This window comes from Saprospiraceae bacterium (genome assembly GCA_016719615.1).
In the GTDB taxonomy this organism is placed as follows: Bacteria; Bacteroidota; Bacteroidia; order Chitinophagales; family Saprospiraceae; genus Vicinibacter.
This window is the reverse complement of record JADJYQ010000001.1, coordinates 1,641,647-1,665,666: the sequence shown is the minus strand read 5'-3', so window position 1 is coordinate 1,665,666 and position 24,020 is coordinate 1,641,647. Positions and strand designations below refer to the sequence as shown.

General features: G+C 35.8%; 22 protein-coding genes, 1 tRNA gene and 3 pseudogenes. 9 read left to right on the top strand and 17 right to left on the bottom strand.

Annotated features, from left to right (window positions below; translation table 11 throughout):
• Positions 1–7 precede the first annotated feature (7 nt).
• The 7 genes and pseudogenes from rpmB to IPM92_06905 all read right to left on the bottom strand — a co-directional run bounded on the left by rpmB (position 8) and on the right by IPM92_06905 (position 7,314).
• Positions 8–235 carry a 50S ribosomal protein L28 gene (gene rpmB, locus IPM92_06935; GenBank protein MBK9108113.1) on the bottom strand — a complete coding sequence of 76 codons (228 nt, stop codon included), beginning with the start codon at positions 233–235 and terminating at the stop codon, positions 8–10.
• Between the two features lie 27 nt (positions 236–262).
• Positions 263–339 (bottom strand) — tRNA-Arg (locus tag IPM92_06930).
• Positions 340–388: 49 nt separating this feature from the next.
• Positions 389–1,987 carry a S8 family serine peptidase gene (locus IPM92_06925; GenBank protein ID MBK9108112.1) on the bottom strand — a complete coding sequence of 533 codons (1,599 nt, stop codon included), beginning with the start codon at positions 1,985–1,987 and terminating at the stop codon, positions 389–391.
• Positions 1,988–2,001: 14 nt separating this feature from the next.
• A complete protein-coding gene (locus IPM92_06920; GenBank protein MBK9108111.1) occupies positions 2,002–2,763 on the bottom strand; it encodes an ABC transporter substrate-binding protein in 762 nt (253 codons plus the stop codon).
• Positions 2,764–3,055: 292 nt separating this feature from the next.
• Positions 3,056–4,617, bottom strand: a pseudogene (gene lepB / locus IPM92_06915) (signal peptidase I).
• 172 nt (positions 4,618–4,789) lie between these two features.
• The gene (locus IPM92_06910; GenBank protein MBK9108110.1) at positions 4,790–6,244 is read right to left on the bottom strand and encodes a magnesium chelatase; all 1,455 of its coding nucleotides are present in this window, start codon (positions 6,242–6,244) and stop codon (positions 4,790–4,792) included.
• Positions 6,241–7,314 carry a hypothetical protein gene (locus IPM92_06905; protein ID MBK9108109.1) on the bottom strand — a complete coding sequence of 358 codons (1,074 nt, stop codon included), beginning with the start codon at positions 7,312–7,314 and terminating at the stop codon, positions 6,241–6,243. The genes IPM92_06910 and IPM92_06905 overlap by 4 nt, the downstream gene beginning before the upstream one ends.
• A 156-nt stretch (positions 7,315–7,470) precedes the next feature.
• Between IPM92_06905 and IPM92_06900 the strand changes: the two genes are divergently transcribed.
• Entirely contained in the window at positions 7,471–9,705 is a 2,235-nt protein-coding gene (locus IPM92_06900; protein ID MBK9108108.1) for a TonB-dependent receptor, read from the top strand.
• On the opposite strand, the gene IPM92_06895 is transcribed toward IPM92_06900, so the two are convergent.
• From IPM92_06895 to IPM92_06885, 3 genes are read right to left on the bottom strand one after another with little or no spacing between them, the layout of a single operon-like run.
• Positions 9,680–10,069: a c-type cytochrome gene (locus tag IPM92_06895; protein MBK9108107.1), complete on the bottom strand. Its 390-nt coding sequence runs from the start codon at positions 10,067–10,069 to the stop codon at positions 9,680–9,682. The genes IPM92_06900 and IPM92_06895 overlap by 26 nt on opposite strands.
• A gap of 43 nt (positions 10,070–10,112) precedes the next feature.
• Complete coding sequence (locus tag IPM92_06890; GenBank protein ID MBK9108106.1) at positions 10,113–10,706, bottom strand: SCO family protein; 594 nt, start codon at positions 10,704–10,706, stop codon at positions 10,113–10,115.
• A gap of 10 nt (positions 10,707–10,716) precedes the next feature.
• Positions 10,717–11,367, bottom strand: a complete 651-nt coding sequence (locus tag IPM92_06885; GenBank protein MBK9108105.1) for an ABC transporter ATP-binding protein — start codon at positions 11,365–11,367, stop codon at positions 10,717–10,719.
• Positions 11,368–11,546: 179 nt separating this feature from the next.
• Between IPM92_06885 and IPM92_06880 the strand changes: the two genes are divergently transcribed.
• The 4 genes and pseudogenes from IPM92_06880 (at position 11,547) to IPM92_06865 (ending at position 15,087) form a co-directional block, all read left to right on the top strand.
• Positions 11,547–12,767 carry a glycosyltransferase gene (locus IPM92_06880; protein MBK9108104.1) on the top strand — a complete coding sequence of 407 codons (1,221 nt, stop codon included), beginning with the start codon at positions 11,547–11,549 and terminating at the stop codon, positions 12,765–12,767.
• Between the two features lie 71 nt (positions 12,768–12,838).
• Positions 12,839–13,996 (top strand): glycosyltransferase, encoded by a 1,158-nt coding sequence (locus IPM92_06875; GenBank protein ID MBK9108103.1) that lies wholly within the window; start codon positions 12,839–12,841, stop codon positions 13,994–13,996.
• Positions 13,983–14,806, top strand: a pseudogene (gene ribB, locus IPM92_06870) (3,4-dihydroxy-2-butanone-4-phosphate synthase). Before IPM92_06875 ends, ribB begins: the two are co-directional and overlap by 14 nt.
• Complete coding sequence (locus IPM92_06865; protein ID MBK9108102.1) at positions 14,728–15,087, top strand: hypothetical protein; 360 nt, start codon at positions 14,728–14,730, stop codon at positions 15,085–15,087. The pseudogene ribB and the gene IPM92_06865 overlap by 79 nt, the downstream one beginning before the upstream one ends.
• Before the next feature lie 38 nt (positions 15,088–15,125).
• Here IPM92_06865 and IPM92_06860 read toward each other — a convergent pair whose 3' ends face one another.
• Both IPM92_06860 and IPM92_06855 read right to left on the bottom strand, forming a co-directional pair.
• Positions 15,126–15,518, bottom strand: coding sequence for a type IX secretion system membrane protein PorP/SprF (locus IPM92_06860; GenBank protein MBK9108101.1), 393 nt, complete (start codon positions 15,516–15,518; stop codon positions 15,126–15,128).
• A complete protein-coding gene (locus IPM92_06855) occupies positions 15,463–16,146 on the bottom strand; it encodes a PorP/SprF family type IX secretion system membrane protein (GenBank protein MBK9108100.1) in 684 nt (227 codons plus the stop codon). Before IPM92_06855 ends, IPM92_06860 begins: the two co-directional genes overlap by 56 nt.
• A gap of 83 nt (positions 16,147–16,229) precedes the next feature.
• Between IPM92_06855 and IPM92_06850 the strand changes: the two genes are divergently transcribed.
• Positions 16,230–16,964 (top strand): C40 family peptidase, encoded by a 735-nt coding sequence (locus tag IPM92_06850; GenBank protein MBK9108099.1) that lies wholly within the window; start codon positions 16,230–16,232, stop codon positions 16,962–16,964.
• On the opposite strand, the pseudogene IPM92_06845 reads toward IPM92_06850, so the two are convergent.
• A pseudogene (locus tag IPM92_06845) lies at positions 16,961–18,318 on the bottom strand (pyridoxal-phosphate dependent enzyme). The gene IPM92_06850 and the pseudogene IPM92_06845 overlap by 4 nt on opposite strands.
• A gap of 143 nt (positions 18,319–18,461) precedes the next feature.
• Positions 18,462–19,292, bottom strand: coding sequence for a LysM peptidoglycan-binding domain-containing protein (locus IPM92_06840; GenBank protein ID MBK9108098.1), 831 nt, complete (start codon positions 19,290–19,292; stop codon positions 18,462–18,464).
• Between the two features lie 47 nt (positions 19,293–19,339).
• On the opposite strand from IPM92_06840, the gene kdsB reads away from it, so the two are divergent.
• Positions 19,340–20,092: a 3-deoxy-manno-octulosonate cytidylyltransferase gene (gene kdsB / locus IPM92_06835; GenBank protein ID MBK9108097.1), complete on the top strand. Its 753-nt coding sequence runs from the start codon at positions 19,340–19,342 to the stop codon at positions 20,090–20,092.
• 4 nt (positions 20,093–20,096) lie between these two features.
• Here the strand turns inward: kdsB and IPM92_06830 are convergent, their stop codons facing one another.
• Genes IPM92_06830 through IPM92_06820 form a run of 3 tightly spaced genes read right to left on the bottom strand, consistent with a single transcriptional unit; the run spans position 20,097 to position 23,130 of the window.
• Positions 20,097–20,588, bottom strand: coding sequence for a cytidine deaminase (locus IPM92_06830; protein ID MBK9108096.1), 492 nt, complete (start codon positions 20,586–20,588; stop codon positions 20,097–20,099).
• A gap of 6 nt (positions 20,589–20,594) precedes the next feature.
• Complete coding sequence (locus tag IPM92_06825; protein MBK9108095.1) at positions 20,595–20,765, bottom strand: hypothetical protein; 171 nt, start codon at positions 20,763–20,765, stop codon at positions 20,595–20,597.
• 37 nt (positions 20,766–20,802) lie between these two features.
• The gene (locus tag IPM92_06820; protein MBK9108094.1) at positions 20,803–23,130 is read right to left on the bottom strand and encodes a hypothetical protein; all 2,328 of its coding nucleotides are present in this window, start codon (positions 23,128–23,130) and stop codon (positions 20,803–20,805) included.
• A 24-nt stretch (positions 23,131–23,154) separates the two neighbouring features.
• On the opposite strand from IPM92_06820, the gene IPM92_06815 reads away from it, so the two are divergent.
• Positions 23,155–23,700 carry a methyltransferase gene (locus tag IPM92_06815; GenBank protein ID MBK9108093.1) on the top strand — a complete coding sequence of 182 codons (546 nt, stop codon included), beginning with the start codon at positions 23,155–23,157 and terminating at the stop codon, positions 23,698–23,700.
• Positions 23,701–23,738: 38 nt separating this feature from the next.
• On the top strand, positions 23,739–24,002 hold the full coding sequence (locus tag IPM92_06810) for a hypothetical protein (protein MBK9108092.1): 264 nt from the start codon (positions 23,739–23,741) through the stop codon (positions 24,000–24,002).
• Positions 24,003–24,020 lie beyond the last annotated feature (18 nt).

Genomic DNA, 24,020 nt, shown 5'->3' with positions numbered 1-24,020 from the left:
TCTGGTTTTAAGCTTTTTTCGCTAATTTTTTAATATAAGCATATAAGCCAAGTTTATCTACGGTTCTAAGCGCCTTGGCTGTAATTTTTAATTGAATCCATTCTCCCGTTTCAGGAACATAAAACGACTTTTTCTGAAGATTAGGATTAAATCTTCTTCGCGTTTTTCGGTTAGAGTGTGAGACGTTATTCCCATATTGGGGTCTTACACCTGTTAAATCACATACTTTAGACATACGTTTATCTTAAATCTTGTTAATCAATGGTGACTCCGTAAGGATTCAAACCTTAAACCTCCTGATCCGTAGTCAGGTGCTCTATTCAATTGAGCTACGGAGCCCTATTCAAAATAGAGCGCAAAATTATAAAAGTTTGTTCAATATTTAATGCTAAAGTTTCAAGAAACTCTCTGCAAATTTAAGACCTTCACCTTCTATTAACATATGATATATGCCTGTAGACCAATGAGTTAACTCTAAATCAAATTTTAAAGGGGTATCCGGATTGAATTTGATTCTTTTTCGATACAATTCCTGGCCTAAAGAATTGAAGATGAGAACATGGTAATCTCCAAATTTTACAGGATTAAAATTAAGGGTAAATACGCCACTGCCCAGGCTTGGATTTAGGCCGATTTCAGGTGTTAGTATGCTATCATTGGTACAATAACTGTTGAGTTTTTCAAGAGATTTTAGCACATTTAATCTCTTGCCCGTACTTGTAATTCCTTTTAAACTAACTAAATCATCACCATTGGAAAGAATAAATGATTTCATGAGTAATGATGCGAACTCTGCTTGAGTTTTATTTAAAATATTGATTTTAGGACAGAATTGATACAACACAGAAACTGCGCCGGCCACGTGCGGGCTTGAAAAGGAACAACCGGACTCCTCGGATAACTTTCCGTCCAAATTTAACATAAGGATCTCTTCGCCACAGGCACCTAGGTCGACATGTACTGAATTATATCCGGCTTCAAACACCTTTTGGTCAAACCTATTTGTGTTGGTCACTGTGATTAAATGGTCTGATGGGCATAAACCAGGGATATCACCAACAACTGCAATATCGTCGTTGTCATTAATCGTAGCAACCACATTTAAAATTCCTACTTTTCCCAAACTGTCATACACCTGGCAAACGAGTGGTAAATCATCAGGAAATTGCCTGTCAAATCCGGCTGATAAATTACTACTAACAATATATGCACCTTTTTTACCTCCGGAATTAATATAATCCCTTTTCATTTTAATAAAATAGTAATAACATTTAAGCAGTTGATCCGAAGTAACTGCAGAGCATAATAGCATTTTAATGTTTTGATTAGTACCGGTTATGGCCTGTTTATTATTTCCTTGAGCTCCAACAACAGAGATGACTTGTGTACCATGTGATTCCTTAAAATGATTATCACTTTCTGGCATAATGCGAGCGTTTAAACCATAGTAATCATCTTTATACCCATTTTGATCATCATCAATTCCGTTATCGGGAATTTCGAGATTATTTCTAAATATATTGGGATGAAGGTCAGCCAAGGTAAAATCAAATCCGAAATCAATAACTCCGACAACCAAGGTGTCCCCCAAGGGATTTATTCCTGAATTTTTAAAACACCAAACTTCATCAAATCGCATGAGACCCATATTGTATTGCGCAAAATATGCGCTGTCGTTGGGAACACAAGCCCTCTGTTGAAGTGTGCTAACTTTTTGAAAGTTTTCAATAAAGAATTGTTTGTTTAACCAATTCAAAATAGCTTTATCCGAGTAGACCGTTTTAAAACTCAAATTTAAAAGGAACTTTTCCGGATTCAAAAATTCGTAGGAATCAACCGGCGAATCCTGACTTTCTAATAAGGACTGCACTTGTGAATCGAAACCAGCTTTTAATTGAACAGTGAATATTTTTTGACTCACTGCGATCAAACTTACAAACATCAAGATGAACAAGAGCAATTGGGATCTAAGGGCTTGAATACTCATAGTGTTTAACTATTTTAAAAATTTAAGGCCTTAAGGTACGAAAAACTTTTTTCCATATAACTTCCATACCACGAAAACATTTTACCATCAACAAGTTCGGCTCTTAAGGGTGCAAATTCAGCTATATTGCTTGGTTTGAATGGATAAGGTTCAGATGACAAAAATGTTATTTGGGTACCTGCGTTTTGAATTTCTGTAAGACTTATTTCCGGATATCTGGTCCTGTTCTTAAATACATTTTCAAAGCCAGCCATTTCAAGTATATGATGTATAAAAGTGTCACCACCGACGGTCATATATGGTTTGCGCCAGATAAGATAACAAATCTGAATTTTATCAGAAGTCCGGACAATAGACTTCAAGTCTAGTTCAAGTTCTTTTATCCGTTGAATCCAAAATTGTGCTCTGGGAAGGTTTACCATGATACCGATTTCTAGCATCATTTGGTACATTTCATTTAAATCACTTACTGATGACACATAAACCGGAGCGTGTAGTGCTAAGTGTTCTACATCTTTTTTGTTATTTTCTTCTTTATTAGCTAGGATAAGATCCGGTTTGAGATCTATGATTTTTTTTAAATCTGGCGTTTTTGTACCACCTATCATGTGTTTGGGTAAACTTTTGTGAGCTTGAGGCGTGCAGAATTTTGTAACTCCAATTAAACCTTCATGATCAATTAAATCTTGTATATACCAGCTCAAGGAGGGTACCAAAGAAACGATTCTGGAATTGCCCATCGGAAGCAATTCCGGCAAAATTAAACCTTGTTCCATCAGCATGAGTAATGAACGAACTTTGGGCCTGTTCTGTTATTTATTCACAAAAATGTTTGTTGGGACAAATGATTCTGCAAAAAAAAAACAATTGTTAGTTTTAACTGGATCCAGCATGTTTCCTAAAGAGTTTTATTCTATTATAGGACTACAATTCGATCAAGTGGGATCGGGATATATTGTAGCTCAAATCATGATCTGAAAATTCTTAAATAAAGGCACAACTATACCGTTTTTTAGAACCATGAAGTAAGTTACAAAAATCGAAATAAAAAGAAATGCCGAAACTTGATCAATCCATTTTGTTGGTAGAAGTAAATATTCGATCCCAGTTAATACCATTGCTAAAACTTCCATTTTTTAAGCTGAACCAAATAAATAGAGGTTTGCCTACAACATGATCAAAAGGCACAAAGCCCCATGCACGGGAGTCTTCTGAATTATGTCTGTTATCTCCCATGGCCCAGTAATAATCTTGTTGAAAAGTATAGGTGGTAGTTTCCTGACCGTTTATATAAATCCGATTCTCTTTCAATTCTAATGTATTCTGTTCATAAACAGAAATAATTCTTGAATACAAAGCGATATTGGCACGAGATATCGTGATGGTAGTTCCTTTTGCAGGGATCCATATGGGTCCATAATTATCGAATGACCAATTTGGAAAAAATTCGGGATCGTGGGGAAACACTTTTGTATCCTGATTATTAAAAGGAGTAATGGTGACGTCCTGGCCAAGAGATTTTACTTTAGCAACTTGAGCCTCATCTAAAAAGTAATATCCTGCTTTTGAATATTCATCAAAAACATTAATACCCCATGAATCCAGTTTTTTCCTATTAATGCTAGTTTGAGTAGAACTTACCTGATAGAGAAATTGCAAATGAGCTGGATGTAGTGCTTCTACACCATTGACATACAAAATGCGATCTTTTATTTGCAGTGTGTCGCCTCCAACTCCAACACATCTTTTAATATAATGATCTTTTTATCTAAAGGCCGGACAATTAAATCGAGTCCTTTGCATTCTCGGGCAGCATCTGCTTGTGTCAGCGTTTGAAAATGGGTCCAAGATCGGGTAGGGGTTACATATACACTGTCGCCAACGGGCCAATTAAAGACAAAAGGATCATTGCGTTTCACTGTAGTGATGGCAGGTAAACGATGATATGATAAACTTGGTTTTGTAATATAAGATTCCATTTCCAGTTTTGGTATTCGATTATGCAATAAAGGCAACATCATAATCGTCATAGGTGTCCTGATGCCGTAGTGCGCTTTGCTAACAAATAAAAAATCACCAACTTTTAAAGTGCCTTCCATTGAAGGAGTTGGTATGACATAGGCTTCAATAAGAAACATTCGTATAAATGTAGCAGCAAACACTGCAAAAATGATGGACTCCGCCCATTCTCTTAAAGTGCCTCTTACGTATTTATTACTTGCTTTCAGTTTAGTGATTTGCGCATAGTCTTTTTTCTTATGCGCCAAATGCATTTGTTGAAGAAATTCTTTTTCTTTTAAATATGCGGGCTCTACATACTTTATTTTATCATCCTTACCAATCAGCCCAAATGCCAGTGGTGGATAAACTACAGCCAAAACGGAATCTCCAAAACTCATTTTTCCAAATGATTTCACAAGATCTATACACATGGCTGCAAAAATGAAAATATTGACTATTGGGAACAGTAACCACCATGCATGCCTCGGATTGTGACCTATGATTTTACACCATATTCCAAAATTAATTCCTGGAATTAAAGCTTTTTGTGGGTCTTCGCCGGCTTTTAAAAATATGTTTCTAAGACTTAAACTGAGCAATACATAACTGACTCCTAAAAATATTGCAATTACCACGTGTTTATAATTTTATTGATTGTTGGGCAAAGATAGCTAATCTCAAAAGGAATGCAAGCGTTAACCGACCAGTGTGGCTTTTCACCCGTTATCTTAATCAAAAAAGTCGCCAAAGTGCCATTTGGCTTTGCCAGAAAATGGTTTGTGTGTTTAAAGTAATACTTAACTAATTTGATTCTATGTTCAGATCATTTAGCATACTTGCCAATTGGTCTTTAAAAATAATTCGATTATCAAGCCAATCTTTCTGAATGGCATTTGCAGATGCAACATGATGGAGCAGACATTCGATACCGAATAATTTTTCAGATTTATCGAAAGTATGGGTTAAATCTTCTGTGCCGGGTACTTTAAGCAAAGTGGCTTTGTATTGAGCCGATGATGCATCTGAATCAATAATAATTTCATTTCCTTTTGCAAACCAATGATAGGTATCTAGAAATTTCGGGTTTATTTTTTTCTTCAAATCATTGACTTTCGGAAAATGCTGAGCGATTTGTTTTTGGATGGCGTCATTTATCAGGGTGAGGGCTACATCATAAGCTCCCAATTGTTCGCCTTCAAAAACCAATTCCATTTTACCAGTTAAGGCAGGCACAATCGACAAGAGATCTGACAATCTGGCAAGGGCTGTTTTCTCTTTATTGATCAACATTCGCCTTTCAACGGCGCTGTATAATAATTCTCTTGCTGCTATACTCATTCTTGCAGACACGCCGCTTTTTTCATCAACCAACTCACTTTCTCGGGCAGAAAAGGCGATTTGTTCGACGATGTGCTGTAATAAAATTGGAATTTTAATTTGTGTCCTTTGTTGTTCGCTCAATTTGGCTTCGCTGTTTGTAATTCTCAGGGCTACATTAATGTCTTCAGGATAGTGGGTCAATATTTGACTTTCAATTCTATCTTTTAAAGGTGTAATAATATTACCTCTCTGTGTATAATCTTCTGGGTTTGCAGTAAAAACAAAAAAGATGTCCAATGGCAACTTTAGTTTGAAGCCTCTAATTTGAATATCATTCTCTTCTAGTATATTCAGCAGCGAAACTTGAATGCGAGCCTGCAAATCAGGCAATTCATTGATTGCAAAAATGGAACGGTTGGATCTTGGTATCAGACCATAATGTATGGAATATTCGTTATCAAATCCCGTTTTTTGATGCAGTGCTTTGATTGGATCGAGATCCCCAATTAAGTCAGCAATAGACACATCTGGCGTTGCAAGTTTTTCTACATATCGTTCTGTTCGATGAATCCATTGAATCGGTGTTTTATCGCCCATTTTTAATAATAATTCTTTAGCGTATTTGCTGATGGGAAAGTAGGGATGATCATTAATTTCACTTCCTTCAATGATTGGAGTGTATTCGTCCAATAATTCCATCATCAATCTTGCCAAACGCGTTTTTGCCTGGCCGCGCAATCCAAGGAATAGTATATTATGACCACTTAATAAGGCACGTTCTATATCCGGTATGACCGTTGTTTCATAACCATAGATCCCTTCAAATAAGTTTTGACCCTGGCTTAATTTCAATTTAAGATTTTTCTTTATTTCTTCACGTATTGGCAAAATCGTATATGAAGATTTTTTTAATGCTCCTAGTGTAGTCATTTTCATCTGTCCGATGTTTTTTTGCGATTATTTTGATAATGTACTAATATTTGATTTCCCAAATTATCAAGTTGCGTGTACATTGCTTTTCCATTGGCTTCTTTTGAAAAACGCTCCACAAAGTCTACTAAATACGGATCGGAGGTCAACATAAACGTGGTGATATCAATGTGCAATTTGCGGCATTTTCGAGCCATCGAAAGCGTTCGTTGAATGATGTAAGGGTCTAATCCATAAGGATTTTTATAATATTCTTTGCCCCGTTTGATGCAACTTGGTTTTCCATCGGTAATCATCATGATGTTTTTATTTGGACATCTTGACTTATTGAGCAAGCTTATTGCCAGATTTAATCCTTCTACTGTATTAGTGTGATAAGGTCCTACTTCGAGGTAAGGGATTTCAGATACAGATATTGACCAGGCATCATCACCAAATACAACGATATGCAGTTGATCATTCGGATAATGGAGTTTAATCAACTGTGTAAGTGCCAATGCAACTTTTTTAGCTGGTGTAATGCGATCTTCTCCATAGAGCACCATGGAGTGTGAAATATCGATCATGAGGACCGTACAACAAGAAACATTTTTATGGGTCTCGTTGACCGCGAGATCAGATTCATTTAAAATCAGATCTAATGACCTATTCCTTATAAATGCATTTTTAATAGATTCAGTTGCTTGGACTTGTGCGAAAGAATCACCAAACTCAAAAGGCTTTAATTCATTATTACTTTCATCGCCTTTCCCTGATTTTTTACTGACATGTTTTCCAGATTTGCCTCTGGCTAGTTTCCCAAAAAGGCTATGAAAAGCAGAGGCCCGAAGACTTATTTCAAATTTTGAACTTGGGAGCAGAATATTTGGGTCCTTGGGGTCTCTGAGGATAAGTCCCTTCTTATGAAGGTCCTCAATAAAGTCGCCCAATCGATAGTTTTGTTTAAACAGACCAAATTTTTTATCAATTTCCTGAAACCACTGAAAGGTGCTTTGAAGGTCACCCGAAGTTGCTAGAAAAATATCGTTAAAAAGTGCGAACAATTGTTGGAAGCCATTTTGATGGGCCTTACTCAAATTTTCAAAATAAAACTTGACCCCTTGCTTTGATTTTGCCGATTCGCTTCTCACAGATTAGTTAACATTCATTCATCTAATTCGTTTATAATCGCGTATGAAATATCAAATTATACTTGATATACTTTACTTTTGCTCTGTTTAGCCTCGTAGAAAATGTTAAGATTATTGCTTTTTTTCTGTGTTTTATGTAGCGGATCGACTGTTTTCGCTCAAAAAGCTTCCCTCCGGGGAAATATCTATAATAAAGTGAATGGAGAACCCTTAAGTTTTGCCACTATTTATCTTGACGGCACTAATTTGGGAGATGTCTCCGATCAGGTAGGTTTTTTCAATATTTCAGGAATTCCAACGGGTGAGTATAACTTAATTGTAACCTACCTGGGTTATGATACTTTCAGGACTGTGATTAATATTAGAGGCACGCAAATCTTAAATAAACAAATCCAGCTTTCTGAATCAGCAACTTTACTTGGGGAGGTCAGTGTTTCGGGAAAGAAGCAACAAGCGCGCACAGAAGTTAAAATATCAAGCCTGACCGTCACTCCAAAAGAAATAAAGGCCTTGCCTTCTACTGGAGGCGAAGCTGACATAGCTCAGTATCTTCAGATTATTCCGGGAGTGGTAAGCACAGGAGATCAAGGTGGACAAATTTACATCCGTGGTGGTTCACCAGTACAAAACAGGATACTTTTAGACGGGATGACCATTTTTAATCCATTTCACAGCATTGGTTTGTTTAGCGTGTTTGAAACCGAAGCGATAAGATCGGTTGAAGTGTTAACCGGAGGATTCCCGGCAGAATATGGCGGTAGGATATCAGCAATTGTTGACATTAAAACGCGCGAAGGCAATAAAACCAGGACTGCAGGTATCGTCTCCGGGAGTCCGTTTATGGCAAAATTGTTACTGGAAGGACCCATCGCCAAATTCAAAGAAGGCGGAAACGGGAGTACGTCATATTTACTGACGGGCAAAAAGTCATTTATCCATGAAACCTCACGATCATTATATAAGTATGCTTTAGATGAAGGTGCTGAGAATCTTCCTTTTGAATTTGATGACCTCTATGGTAAACTTAGTACCATCAGCAGCAATGGAAGTAGTTTAAACGTCTTTGGTTTTAGCTTTAATGACAAAGTCGCGTTTAAGGAACTTGCAGATTTAAACTGGAAGAACATAGGATTTGGCACGAATTTTAAATTGATACCTAATAACTCCACTTTGATCGTCTCAGGAAACATAGCATATTCAAGATATCTCATTGAATTAAAAGAAGTCAATGAAGAACCTAGAACCAGCGAATTAAAAGGCTTGCAAGCCAATTTTGATTTTACTTATTTTGGCAAAAATTCAGAAGTAAGATATGGCGTTGAATTTAATGCCAATACTACTGATTTTAGTTTTACCAACTTCCGTCAGATTCCAATAGATATTGAAGAAAACAATACAGAATTAGCCGGATATCTAAAATATCGCAAAGTCTTCAATAAGTTGGTACTTGATCCGAGTTTCAGGTTGCAATATTACGCATCTCTAAAAAAGTCAGCTTTTGAACCCAGGCTTGGTATTAAATATAATATTACAAATGATTTTCGCCTGAAAGCAGCTGGGGGATTGTACACCCAAAGTCTTATGAGTTCTGTTAGTGAACGCGATATCGTAAATCTGTTTGTTGGTTTTGTTACCAGTCCTGATTTAATTAAAGCAACTCATACAGTTTTTGGCTTTGAATACGATCTCACCGATTTTATGGATTTAAATGTGGAAACGTATTATAAAGATTTTTCTACGTTATACACCTTGAACAGGAACAAACGTACGGTAGCAGAATCCAATTATACCAAGGAACAAGGCGAGGCGTATGGTATTGATATCTTGTTAAAATCCAGTTGGGTAAACTGGAGTTTATGGCTGGGTTATAGTTTGGGTTTTGTAAATAGGAATGATGGTGTTCAGGAATTTCCTGCCTTATTTGACCGCAGGCATAATATGAACGTGGTCCTTGATTATAAATTTGGAAGAAATAAATTATGGCAAACAGGTCTGCGTTGGAATTTAGGAAGTGGATTTGCATTTACAAAGATCCAGGGCTTTTTTGAGGACAATAAATTGCCAAAAGGACTTGAGACATTTTTTGGAATTGAAAACGCTCCGATAGGTGTTATTTATTCCGACAAAATTAATTCTGGAAGATTACCTTATTATCATAGATTAGATCTATCTATTAAACGACAGATCAATTTATCTAAAACGAGTTATTTTGATGTAACAGCAGCGGTTACAAATGCATACGATCGTGAAAATATTTTCTATTTTAATGTGATTGAAAACAGGAGGGTCAACCAATTGCGTTTTCTACCTTCTATTGTGGTTGCCTTTCATTTTTAGAAATATTTCTACAAACAAGCAATTGTTTTGTAGTGTTATCCAGTTGAAATGGACTTCGTTTCCAATGCAATGCATTTATATAATTTAGGATATTATTTATTTCAATGGCAGATAGTTTAGGGATACCTGGCATCTGAATGCTAATCAAATCTTTTTGAAAACTTCCGGAATCAACTTTTGAATTAGATCCATTAGAAATAAGGCAAACGAATTCATTTGGGGAGAATTTAAAGGAATCAATATGAATCAAATTAGGATATATTTTGCCTAAACCTTCCATCGAATTACCATGACACGATGCACAGTGGTAAATGTATAAATCCTTTCCTTGTTTATAAGTTTCAGTAGATAATTTACAGGACATTCCAAAGAAATGACATGCTAAAAACCAAAGGAGATAGCCAAATTTATTCATTCAGTAATGAGCTGATATCTTTTATAAACCGATCTACTTCTTTATCATCAGTACCCAGGCAATAAGAACGGATATGCAATTCTTGATCAACCAACAAGAGCCAGCCACTATGATCAAATCCACCGGCAGCCGTAGAATCTTCCATGGCTATACTTAAATACTTTTGTGGAACTCGTTTTAATTCAAGCTGATCTGGCATGTGCAATAGGTGAAAATTAGGAAGATCAATCTGAAGTTTTTGATAGTATTCCTTGAGACGGGGTATACTATCTTTTCTAAAATCTATACTATAGCAAATGTATTGTAGAGACTCGTCAGAGCCAAAATGTTTTGCTATGCGAACCATGCTCCGCATAGTTTTAGGGCAAATTGTAGGACACGAAGTAAAGAAGAAATTAGCAATATGAATTTTTCCTTTCAAGTCATTTGCACTTATGGTTTGTCCAAACTGATTCAAATATGAGAATTCCGGAATTTTAGCATAAACTGTTTTCCCATCAACAATTTCGCGGTATCCAATAATTGGTAATTTATTTTCACTACAAGATGTTAGATATAAACTTAAGATGAGCAAATAAAAACGCATGATTTTCTATTTAACAGTGTTCAGAAATAAGGCCATCCTTCATCATAATATTATAATCGGCCAGCGCAGCAACATCTTTATCGTGTGTTACGATTAAAGTGGTCATTCCATATTCATTTTTTAAGGATAGGATAAGATCTAAGACTTGCGAAGCATTTTCATGGTCCAAATTACCGGTAGGTTCGTCAGCCAATAAAATTTTAGGTTTATTGATAATGGCTCTTGCCAATGCAACTCTTTGTTGTTCGCCACCCGAAAGTTCACCAGGTTTATGGTGCAATCTTTCTTTTAATCCAAGCTTATCCAGCAAATTTGTTGCATCTTCATGAATGTCTGAAAGTTTTCTGGAAGCGATATATGCCGGAAGTGATACATTTTCTAAAGCTGTAAACTCCGGGAGCAAATGATGAAACTGAAAAATAAAGCCAATTTCTTTGTTTCGCAAAGCCGCAAGTTGTTTTGCGTTCATATCTGCAGTATTTTGCCCAAACAAACTTAAAGTTCCCGAATCAGCTTTATCGAGGGTGCCTATAATATTTAATAAGGTACTTTTTCCAGCCCCGGAAGCTCCTAATATACTGACCAGATCGCCCTCCTTGACTTTTAATTGCACACCCTCAATACGTGTAAATTTTGATAATACTTCGTTATATTTTGACAATCAATTATATACATATAAGATTTGGGTACACTGAAATAGATTATAATATATTGTAAAGGTAAGTATTGATATACATACTAAAAGACTTCATTCATGAGTTAAGTAAATATTGTATTTAATAAACTAAAAGTCCTGCATTAATTTTGTGAGCTTTTAAGAACAAAGCCTATATACTCATCATGAAAGTCTTGCAAGTTTGTAAAAAATTTCCATTTCCTCCCAAGGATGGTGAATCTATTGCGATCTTGCAAATGAGCAAATCGCTTCATGAAGCTGGTTGTGAAGTAAGTTTGATGGCCATGAACACGAGTAAACATTACGTAGACTTGAAGGGGAAATACCCGGAAGAATTAAGTTATTATAAAGAAATTCGTTGTGTTGAAGTAGATAACCGGATTCGGTGGCAAGATGCCCTGAAAAATTTATTCAGCAAAGAATCCTATAATATCAGCAGATTTGTATCTGATGATTTTAGGAAAGAATTGACTGACCTGTTGAATCATAATTCTTATGATATCATACAATTAGAAACATTATATTTAGCACCTTTCATACCTGATATCAAGAAATTTTCTAAAGCACTCATCGTTCTTCGGGCTCACAATATTGAACACGAAATTTGGTTGCGTATAGCCGACCAGGTAAGCTTTTTACCTAAAAAAATGTATCTCAATTATCTTAGTAAGAAATTAAAAAATTACGAATTAAACATCCTCAATGATTATGATTATCTGGTTGCCATAACAGATAGAGATTTGGTTCAATTTCGGTCCTTAGGATATAAAAATGGTTGCACAGCAAGTCCGGTAGGGCTCAATATAAGTTCCTATGCACCTGATTATGAAGTTTTCAAAGAGCCTATTTCGCTTTCATTCATTGGATCTTTGGATTGGTTGCCAAATGCAGAAGCTGTAAGGTGGTTTTTAAAACGTGCCTGGCCTGATCTCCTGAAGAATTTTCCGGAACTAAGCTTTCATTTTGCAGGAAGAAATGCTCCTGACGATTTGGTAGCCTACAAGGAAGCTCCTGTCAAGTATTACGGAGATGTCCTTGATGCCAAGGAATTTATGCGAAAACACCCCATTATGATTGTTCCCATTTTTGCGGGTTCAGGTATCCGAGTCAAAATACTTGAGGCAATGGCACTGGGACGAGTTGTTATTACCACATCTATTGGTTTAGAAGGTATTCCGGCAAAACATATGCAAGAAGTTATCATTGCAAATAATGTGGAAGATATGATAGAAAGTATCAGATTTTGTTATCAAAATCCTGACCAATTACAAAAAATAGGAGAGAAGGCACATAAATTTGTCCAGGCGCATTTTGATAATCAAAAGTTGGGGATCAAACTTCACAATGCTTATAAAAAAGTACTGGCTGCGCATCATAAAGCGTGAGCATTATAAGTATGACCTTTCTATTCGAATTCTTAGTTTTTATCCTGGTATTTCTTATTATTTACCCTTTCTTGATTTACCCGCTGATTGTAATACTTTTATTCAAGTTTACAAGACATTTTAAACGTAATCAGTCTAATGAAGATTTTTTACCTTTTGTCAGTTGCATTATTGCTGTTTATAATGAACAAGATGTCATTAAAGCTAAAATAGACTCCATATTGCGCTCTGAATATCCATCCGATAAACTAAAAATATTTATTGGATCCGATGGATCGACTGATGATTCGAATCTTATCATAAAAGACCTGGCAGATAAATATGATCAGGTTTTTGCAAATTGTTTTCAACTGCGATCTGGAAAAACAAGTGTCATCAATAAAATGACAAAATGGGTACTGGATCAAAATCCTTCAAGCCCGGATCATATTATTGTTTATACCGACGCAAATATTATCCTGAGCCCCGATACGATTACTCAGTTGGTATCACCTTTTAACGATTTAGGTGTAGCCATTGTTGATTCGAGAATAATACAAAGGGCAGGCCATCAGTACGGAATTGCAAAGACGGAGAAACTGTACATGAATATAGAAAGTGAGATTAAGCGCAAAGAAGGTGAACTTTGGGGACTTTCGATGGGAGCTTTTGGCGGCTGTTATGCATTGCGTTCCAATTATAGTTGTGAACTACCAAATGGCTTATTGGTCGATGATTTTTATATTTCAATGCAAGCCATGATGAATAAAGGATTAAGTATTACAAATCATAAGGCGATTTGTTTTGAAAACATACCTGATAGTCTGAAAGAAGAATTTAATAGAAAAAGAAGAATTGCAGCTGGGAATTTTCAAAACTTGCAAGCATTTATTCCAAAAATTAATCTAATGCCAATCAAACTTGCATTCGTCTTTATTTCTCATAAAGTTTTGCGCTGGTTGTTTCCGTTCCATTTACTTTTATTCATTTTATTTTCTGCTTTACTTGGTTTCCTGGGAAAACCTATTTATAGTATCATTGTTATGCTTTTCATAGGTGTGTGGGCACTGCTCCCTTTACTAGATCATTTACTTGATAAATGGAGTATCAAAATATCTTGGTTGAGGTCCTGGAGCTATTTTGTATGGATGAACATTGCAGTATTATTTGGATTCTATAGATATTTACGGGGAATCCACCAAAGTACCTGGCAACCACCAAAAAGAACTCAAGAAGATGGCAAATTTTAACACAATAGAAGAAGCAATTAAGGATTTTCGTGATGGTAAAATATTAATTGTAGTAGACAATGAAGACCGCGAAAACGAAGGAGATTTCATTTGCGCTGCGGAAACGATCAGCCCCGAGACCGTCAATTTTATGGCTTTACAGGGACGCGGCTTATTATGCACACCACTGGAAGAATCCAGAGCTGATGTGCTGAATCTCCCCCTGATGGTTCGAAATAACACATCCTTACATGAAACCGCGTTTACAGTGTCTGTTGATCTTATTGGAAATGGTTGCACGACTGGTATTTCAACATTTGACCGATGTTTAACCATTAAAGCTCTAGCAAATAATACTTTACAAAGGATCACTTTGCAAGACCCGGTCATATATTTCCATTGCGTGCAAAAGCAGGTGGTGTATTGCAACGTGCAGGGCATACAGAAGCGGTCATAGATTTGGCGAAACTTGCCGGTATGTCTCCTGCCGGAGCACTTATAGAAATACTCAACGATGATGGTTCTATGGCGCGATTACCGCAATTGTTTGAGAAAGCTCAACAATTCGATCTTAAAATTATATCCATTCATGATCTGATCGAATACAGATTGCAAAGTGAACGATTAATCAAAGCTGAAAAGAACCTTAAGTTTACTATTGAAAATCAAACTTATTCGCTCATTCAATATCGGCAGACAAATACAAATGATTTACATTTTGCATTTGTACGCGGAGAATTGCATCCTCATAAATGTGTCATGTTCGGGTTCAACATGCAGACCCAATCGTCGAATTTTTTGATCTTTTCATCAATGATGAGACAAGTTTAATAAAGCGAGCTTTTAAGACTTTAAAGGAATTTCCATGTGCTGTTTTTCTGTTAATTACCAATCAAAACAGATCCTGTGATCCAATGCTAAGACTAAATGAGCATTCTCATGTTGGTTCCGATGGAATGCTTGTAGAACAACAACAAAGAGAAATTGGGATAGGTGCACAAATTTTAAAGGATTTGCAGGTAGGGAAAATGACAGTACTTTCCAATCATCCTAAAAAAACAATTAGTCTTGATGCATTTGGTTTAGAAATCGTTCAGTATATTAATTTTTAAATTGAATTATCATTTCATTGATAACTCAACAATGGATATCAAAATCTGGGTGCAAAATTGAATTGATTGTCGTATTCTCCCATAAGTCTTAAACTGATTTCGAAAGAGTGGGAGGGTGCTTTATAACTCGTTGCATCCCGTAATCCAAAGTCGTAATGCAAGCCTATCATAAAATTTTGAAATTCAAACCCAAGTTGAAATCCAAGATCAGCAAAGGAAAGAGAAGACTGACTTTTGACAGCTCTTGTGCTGATCCCGGTATGTAATGCATTTTGATTTGACTTTTGGAATGCCTGACGATATGAAAAACCCGTTATAATAATACCATGTGGTCCTTGCAAATTAACCAGTAATTTTGGATAAATTTCTTGAAAGTTATTGTAGCGATAAATCAGGTTCGAAATAAATATAATATTGCGGAAAAGCTTGATTTTCTCTGGAACCTATGTAATCAGGATTTTCGAAGTCATTATAAAAAGAATATTCTTTTGTAAACAATTTATGCACAGCAAGTCCAATTTGGAGATGCGTTTTTCGAGTTAAATATGAATGATATTGAAATCCAAAATTCAAAGTTGGCGATGCATGAATGTTGTGGGGCAGCAATTCTCTGGTGTTTCCGTTGTATTTATCCAAACCGTCAAATTGGTCTTCAAAATAGAGATTATCATAATTTACAGACCGTTGTTTGACGCCAAATCCGAAACCGCCAGATACAAAACTTCTTTTGTTTTTACTTAAGAGCTTGTGATATGCTAATTGAATAGCCATTTCGTTTGTGTTCCAGTCAAAAACCTGAGATCTATCTGTATTAAAATAAACTCCGGCACCTATAAAGTCTTTTAGTGGATTGTCAAATCCAAAACTAAATTTGATATCTCCGGCGATAGCCATTTGTGTAAGCGGCCGGTCCTTTAGTCCAATCCATTGATTCCGGTACATTGAACTAACCCTGTAATTGCCTGGAAATGACCCTGTAAATGCGGGATTATAATATAAGTTGACCGCATTAAATTGCGAAAAACTAATATCTTGGGCGCTGATAAAAAGCCCACTCATCAATAGGATGAAATTACTTAAGATTATTTTGTGAAACATAAGGGATTGCAGTCAAATTGCAAAGATAAATCAAACTATTCGCAATGAACTTTAATACCAATAAATATGTCCTGATTGTCGCTGCCCTGGCAGTTCGAAAGGCAGCCAATCATCGATCTGAAATGATCCATCAGATTTTATTCGGTGAGGAATTTTGGATACTTGAAGAAAATGAAAATTGGGTTTATGTGCGAACGGTTCTGGATCAATACGAGGGCTGGATTGAGCATAAAGTAGAATATTTTGAATTAGCAAAGCATGCCCCCAATGTTATTATTATTTCGAGCTATTTTGCAAAAGTTGCTAATGATCATCAATTGTTAAATGTTCCATTTGCAAGTTGTTTGGGGAATTCATCATTTCAATTGGTAGAAGGGGAGACCACAGCTATATTAAACATTAAAGATTGTCTTACAATTCTCGAAACAAATTATTTGGGTGCTCCCTATTTATGGGGCGGTAAGACAACTTATGGGATTGATTGTAGCGGCTTGGTTCAGATTTATGTTAGATTTTTAGGCAAACAAATAGCAAGGGATGCAAAAGATCAGGCTCAAATGGGTGAAACTATTCTATTTGATCAAATGAAAATAGGCGATCTTGTTTTTTTTGATGGCAAATTTGAACATCAAGTAAATCATGTCGGTATTCTATGCGGCTTAGGCTTAATACTACACGCTTCTGGTAGTGTCCGCAAAGATTCATTGCACCCTGAAGGAATTTGGAACGAAGATTTAAAAATTTATACGCATAAATATTTGTTCACGAAAAGAATTTAAATAGCACGGATAATATCATATTTTGTGATGACATTATATTGATTGTTTTCATCTTTTGTGATGACACCGGGACACTTTTCAGTAAAATATTTATTCAAAGTACTCATTGTTGTTTCTCTCTTTAAGAAAGGCATCGGTTCAGACATAATGATGGAGGCAGGCTTATCAGGATGGTTTAAAGGATTTTCCAGAATGAAACTTAAGACCATATTTTCAGAAACAGTACCAATTATTTGGTCATCCTCAATAACGGGAAGCTGCGAGATATCATGTTTTTTCATCAGACCCAAAACGCTTCTGATGGTCTCATTGGGTGAGATGGAATAAAAGGTTTTATCAACTTTCGATCTCAGTAACTCTGCTATAGTTTTATCCTTTGTGAGAAAACCACGTTCGATCATCCAATCGTCATTATAAATTTTTCCAATATATCTGCTCCCATGATCGTGAAAAATTAAAACAACAACATCATCAGCTTTCAGTTTGGATTTTAATTGATGCAGACCGGCCAAAGCAGAACCTGCTGAATATCCTAATAACAGGCCTTCATCTCGTGCAAGTCTTCTTGCAGCCAAAGCGCCATCTTTGTCAGATACCTTTTCAAAGAGATCAATCAAATCAAAATTTACATTTTTTGGTAAGATATCTTCTCCTATACCTTCTGTGATATAAGGATATATTTCTTTTTCATCAAAGATTCCTGTCTCTTTATATTTTTTAAATACCGAACCATAGGTGTCAATGCCCCAAATTTTGATGCCGGGATTTTGTTCTTTTAAATATTTTGCAACACCTGAAATGGTGCCACCGGTACCTACCCCAACTACTAGATGTGTTATTTTGCCATCTGTTTGATTCCAAATTTCAGGACCTGTTGTTTCATAATGCGCTTGGGCATTTGATAAATTATCATATTGATTACACCAAAATGAATTGGGTATTTCTTCACTGAGTTTTCGTGCTACTGAATAATAAGATCTTGGATCTTCAGGAGTTACATTTGTTGGGCAAACGATGACTTCAGCGCCCATCGCTTTGAGCATATCTATTTTTCTTTTGATTGCTTGTCGGATGTTGTAAAAATGCATTTATAGGACCGCACACAAGCTGCTAATGCAAGACCCATACCTGTATTTCCACTCGTACACTCAATAATAGTCCCTCCGGGTTTAAGTTTACCGGATTGTTCTGCATCATTGATCATTTTAATGGCCATGCGATCTTTTATAGAGTGGCCGGGATTAAAAGTTTCCACTTTAGCTAAAACGGTAGCTGTGATTCCATGAACAGATTTATGTAATTGAATGAGAGGTGTATTACCGACGGTTTCTAAGACATTATCAAAGTAGTTCATAAAGATTTGTTTTGTAAATTAAACGGCGGGTTTTATTGAAAGAATTTACATCGGGAACAAAGAACGTTATTATTCGAGACTGCATCAAATTCAAAAGGATACTTAACTTATCTTTTAGGCATTGAGAAAATCATAAAAAGGCCCTATTTCCTTTGTTGATATGTTATCACCGCGTAAAAGCGATTGTCGGGTATGCCTAAATACCGGGCTACACTTGAAGATACGACGACTTGAGTACCAGCTTCATAAATTGGGGGTAATCTACCTATGACTTTTGCATAAATCGTACGCATGTTTACAGGATTGGTAATAGCAATACTAGATTCGATAGGAGCCGTTGCATGCAATGCAAAATAGCGACCTTCACCTAGCCTGTTGCGTTCAACATAGGCAATCCCACGGCTATATGCAGCATTAGGGATTAAATGAATTGGAGATTCCTCAATGCGCTCTGAATTTTCCTGAGGATGCACTTCTTTAGCTAAAACCGATTCAGCTGGTACATTAAATTTAAAATAGCCAATTTTTAGAAAATTACCAGGATGCATATTTGATGTGTTGCCTGAATTGAGTTTTGCCAGCAAATTTTCTGATTTCTTAAAGACCCTATGTGATAATGAAAATAGATTATCCTTTGGCTTTATTTTATAATATACTGGCGAAGCTCCTGGAATTGAATCTTCCAAAATCGAATGTGCTTCTATGGGTATGCGAATCTCATGCGACTCCGTTATAAGCTTGGTCGCGATATCAGAATTGTAATTTGTAAGCTCCGGCAAGTTGACGCCATAAGTTCTTGCGATGCTAAACAGGGTTTCAGATTTACGTATTTTGTGCATGAAATAGAGATCCGATTCATTTGATGAAATCCGTTGGATCTCAATAACTTGCGCGTAATTGCTGCTCGTAAAAAGTAATAAAAAAGTCGTGGCTATTATGCTTTTACAGGAATTGCTACTTAGATTGAATTTCATGGTATACTCTGATATTTAGTTACAAATATATTATAAATATTTATTATATGAATGAAAATATGCCCAAAACGATAGCTTTGATCCCTGCAAGATTTGATTCTACCCGGTTGCCGGGTAAGCTGCTTTTGCCATTAGGTGATAAGTCTATATTAAAGTCCGTATATGACAGAGCTCTTCTTTGTAAAACATTAGATACGGTGGCAGTTGTTACTGACCATCCGGAAATTTTTAAGCATGTGCAGTCGTGGGGTGGGAATGTATATATGAGTGATCCTCAGCATCAAAGTGGAACAGATCGGATTGCAGAAATTGCTGCCCAACTCCATGAATTCAGTTATGTGGTAAATTTACAGGGCGATGAGCCTTTTATGGAGCCCATGGCTGTTGATTATTTGATGGAAATAATGGTGGCCTCTAAGGCTTCTATTGGGACTTTAATAAGTCGGATAAACACCACCGCTGATTTTATGAATCCCAATGTTGTGAAGGTCGTCAGAAATATTTTCGGTTCCGCTTTGTACTTTAGCAGAGCCTCCATACCATTTCATCGAGATCTTCCACCGGATATTACAAATCATGAAATCTTTCGGCATATAGGACTGTATATTTTTGAAAGAGAAACTTTATTAAAAATCACGAAAACACCTGTTTCCAATCTTGAATCTATTGAAAAATTAGAACAACTGAGATGGTTGGAACAAGGTTACCAGATTATCACAGCTCAAATGGATCTTCAATCTTTCGGAATTGATACTCAAAGTGATTATGATGCCGCAGTTAAGAGGATATCAGTAAATTAAAAGCTTAATCTTTTTGTAAAAATTCAGGACTAAATCCAAAAGGCAATAAATCATTACAACTTTGAAATATGGTAAGAGTTTTACCAGGCTGACCTAACAAGATTTCAATATTATTTTTATTGTTTCGCTCGTATTCAACCATAACTTGTCGACATAGTCCACAAGGTGCCGGAGGTAAATCTAAATGCGGATTTAATATTTTAGTACTTATGGCTAGTTTTAAAATTTTATGCTGTTTATAATTCGAGCCATAATAAAATAAAACGTTTCTTTCTGCACAAATTCCGCAAGGGTAGGATGCATTTTCTTGATTACTCGAACAAAGAATATTGCCATCCCCAAGCAATATTGCTGCGCCCACTTGATAATTTGAATAAGGAGCATATGCGGTATTACTTGCTAGAAAAGCTGACTTTAGCACACTATTCTGTTCAACCGTCAATCCATCCGTATGATCATAAATCTGGTAACTGATTATTTTAGTTTTCGATTGCATTAGAAATTATTGACTTACCGTAAAACTAACTTTAAGACTTTCTGTAGAACTAGTTATGCGCAAGTAATGTAAGCCGTTCTTGAGGCCACTGGTATAAATGTTGTACGAATTTTTTCCAGGCTTAGCATAGTATGAATATCCTCTCAATACTTTTCCGTTTAGGTCCAAAATGCTCACATAGATTTTCTCAGTAATAGCTGCTTTATGGTAATACTCAAAAGTTAGTTTCCTGGCTTACAGGATTTGGATAAACGTTTAATGGCTCTTCGGTAACTGGAGTGATTTGACTCGTCTGGAACGGAGCAGAATACAGCATTTGACCTGAAGTAGAAATTGCCTTTACGCGGAGCCAATCAGAAATTAAGCTTCCAGAGTTGATTTTCAAAACATATGTTGCTTTTTGCTGACTGGAACCCTTTGATAGAATTTGCTGTACCGAATCGTAAGGAAGACCATTTACTGATTTCTCCAGAACAAATCGTTTGCAATTATTTTCTGAATTTGTTTGGAATTCAACATTAGTTGTTGTGGCCTCTGAACTTGCTTTTAGTTCACCAAAAGATAAAAATGGAGTCGTGTTTGTTTGAAAAAATCCAAACCCAGTATTTTCAAAACTGGTCGTTATGAGCTCTGCAATATAACTTCCATTGCCTTGCTTCAAATAGATTAATTTTTCCGCACCTGACATATTTGATGTGCCATATGACTTAAAGTTTCCATTTTTAGCTAAATGATGGTTGGTTCGAGGATCAATCGAAGCTGGAGCTAAAATTTGAAAGCATAAGAGATCTTGTATATTTAAATCCGATACAGAACCCATCATATCTGAAACATCCTTTGGAGACAAGATATATTGTACACTAATTGGTTTTTTTAGTTTCGAGCTAGTTTTTAAGGTCCAATATTTATTAACCACTTGAAATGTGCGGGATGTACCCACATAGTCGGCATTAATAATTGCAGCTTTATGAGTTCCGTATGCGGAGGTGGTGGTCAATTGTATAAATAAACTGGAATCTCTTATGGATCCTAAATCATTGGAATCTTTGCGAATACTTACGATTAATATATCATCTTTGACATCGATGCTATTATTGTCAAAATAATAATGCGTATATAAACCATCTGAACATTCTGTATTTGCGGTAATTACAGTATTTGCAGTATCTAAATATTTTCCTTCAGGGGCACTTGATTTTAAGCAAGATGCATTTTGTATAGTGCTACGTATGAGCGCGCCCGGTTCTGGACCAAAGCCTGTTAAAAAATCTATGCCCGGCATATTACTGAGGTAGCAATAGCTCATCATCGTTCCTTTCTTGGGAATTCCTGGCAGACCACAAGTGCCTTCTAATTTAGCACAATTATCAATTGCTTGATTTTTGTTAGGTCCCCAGGCGCAGGCATGTGTATGCCTGGAACCGAAAACATGTCCTAGTTCATGTGCTACTACAAACACATCCCAACTGTAAGCAGGGCTTTGAGTATAGCTACCAACTACATTTCCATAAGCGTAAGAATAACTGCTGTTGCAAATGGTATTAATATATGCTATACCTCCAAGTGCAGCCTTGTTACCTTTAGAATATCCACTTAAGAGAAGCTTAATTGTTTTGTTTGAATTTGGGTATTTTTTGCGAAAATTTTCAAGATCGCTACTTGCGCTGATATGAGAAAAATAATCTTCACTTGTGTTTATATTAATTTGTGCCAATGCAATGCTGATGCCTTCATTTTTATATAATGTGTGCACATTGTTGAAAAGTCCGGTAACATAATTACTGACTTCTTGTGGATTTTTGTTAAATTTCAAATAGAGATCGTAATCAACATGAACAGAAATTTCAACTCTTTTGCACTGATCTGTTGAACGAATATCTAAATTGATTTCTGATCCCATAAAATCGCGAATATCATCAGTATGACAACCGGTGGAATGTGCTGACCAATTGGAAGTGCGTTCGTCTGCGAAAACACATTCAATCACATCTAAATTCTGGGATTGTGTAGGTGTCACACTATAATGAATTCCATTATCATGCAAAAATGTACCATATATTGAATTTGAAAACAAACTTAAACTGGAGAACCCTTTAGAACCATCTGCAGGTATTCCTTTTAAATGAATTCCGGGATCTACTTCAGTTTTCTGAATCTGGTTTTGGTCAATTAAATTTACTTCAAATTCTTCAGTATAAAAGTTATACTCTACGTAATTATAGGACAAGGATTGTTCCGTTTGAACGGGAATTTCAATATTCAATAATGGATTAAATTGATTTAATATTTTTTGAATTACCTTTTTATTTACACCTATTTTTTGAAGGGAGCTATTTGATACGTCTTGTTTAATATTTTTTGTGCCTTGAAATAAACTTCTGCTCTGAGGCTTTTCAAGTTGCTCCATAAGTCGGATTCCAAAAGGATCATTCGATTGAGAAGAGAGGCTTACACTTTGAGCAATAAATAACAAAGTGCATACAAAACCGATTACTTTTGTTTGAGAAAGAGCCTTTGCAGTCTTGAGTTGAGTGGTATACATATTAAATAAATTTATAATACGTAAATGTTAAAACAAGAACTGTGCCAGTTTTTGGAACTCGAGTTAAAAACCAGTTATAATACGCACGAAATCAATAATTTAGCAAATTATTTCATAGCGCATTGGAAGGAAACACAGAAACAACAAGTAATTCATTTGAAGGACTTGAGGAATGAAAAATGGATACTTGATTGGGTATTTAGACTCCAATCAGGAGAGCCTATTCAATACATTTCAGGAATAGCTCCTTTTATAAATCTAAATTTGAAAATCAATAGAGATGTTCTTATTCCCAGATCTGAAACTGAGGAGTTGGCTCACAAAATTTATCTTGAAAACAAAGAGTTTAATTCCCTGAAAGTTCTCGACATTGGATCTGGCTCAGGTTGTATCAGTTTGTACTTGAAAAGCAAAAAAAATGATTGGGAATTATCCGGTATTGATGTGTCTAAAACTGCTGTGGATTGTTCTGTAGAAAACGCAAAACGCTTACAATTAGATGTGGAATACCGAATATCTGATTTTTTAAATGTAAATGAATGGCCTGAAAAAAGTATGATATTATTGTAAGCAATCCACCTTATATCAGTAGTACTGAGTTGGAGAAAATGGATCAAAAAGTCTTGCAATTTGAACCTTGGACGGCTCTCTTTGCCAAAGGAGAAGATCCATTGATATTTTATAAAATGATTGCGGAATTTGGTAAACAACATTTGTTCGAGTATGCATGCATTTACTTGGAATTAAATGAATTTTTTGCGAATGAAATATATGCCATATTTCAAAAAGAGAACTATGAGAATATTGAAATAAAATGCGACTTTTATAATAAACCCAGGTTCTTAAAATGCAATAGGGGAACGGATTATTAAGTGGAAATGATTGACGAC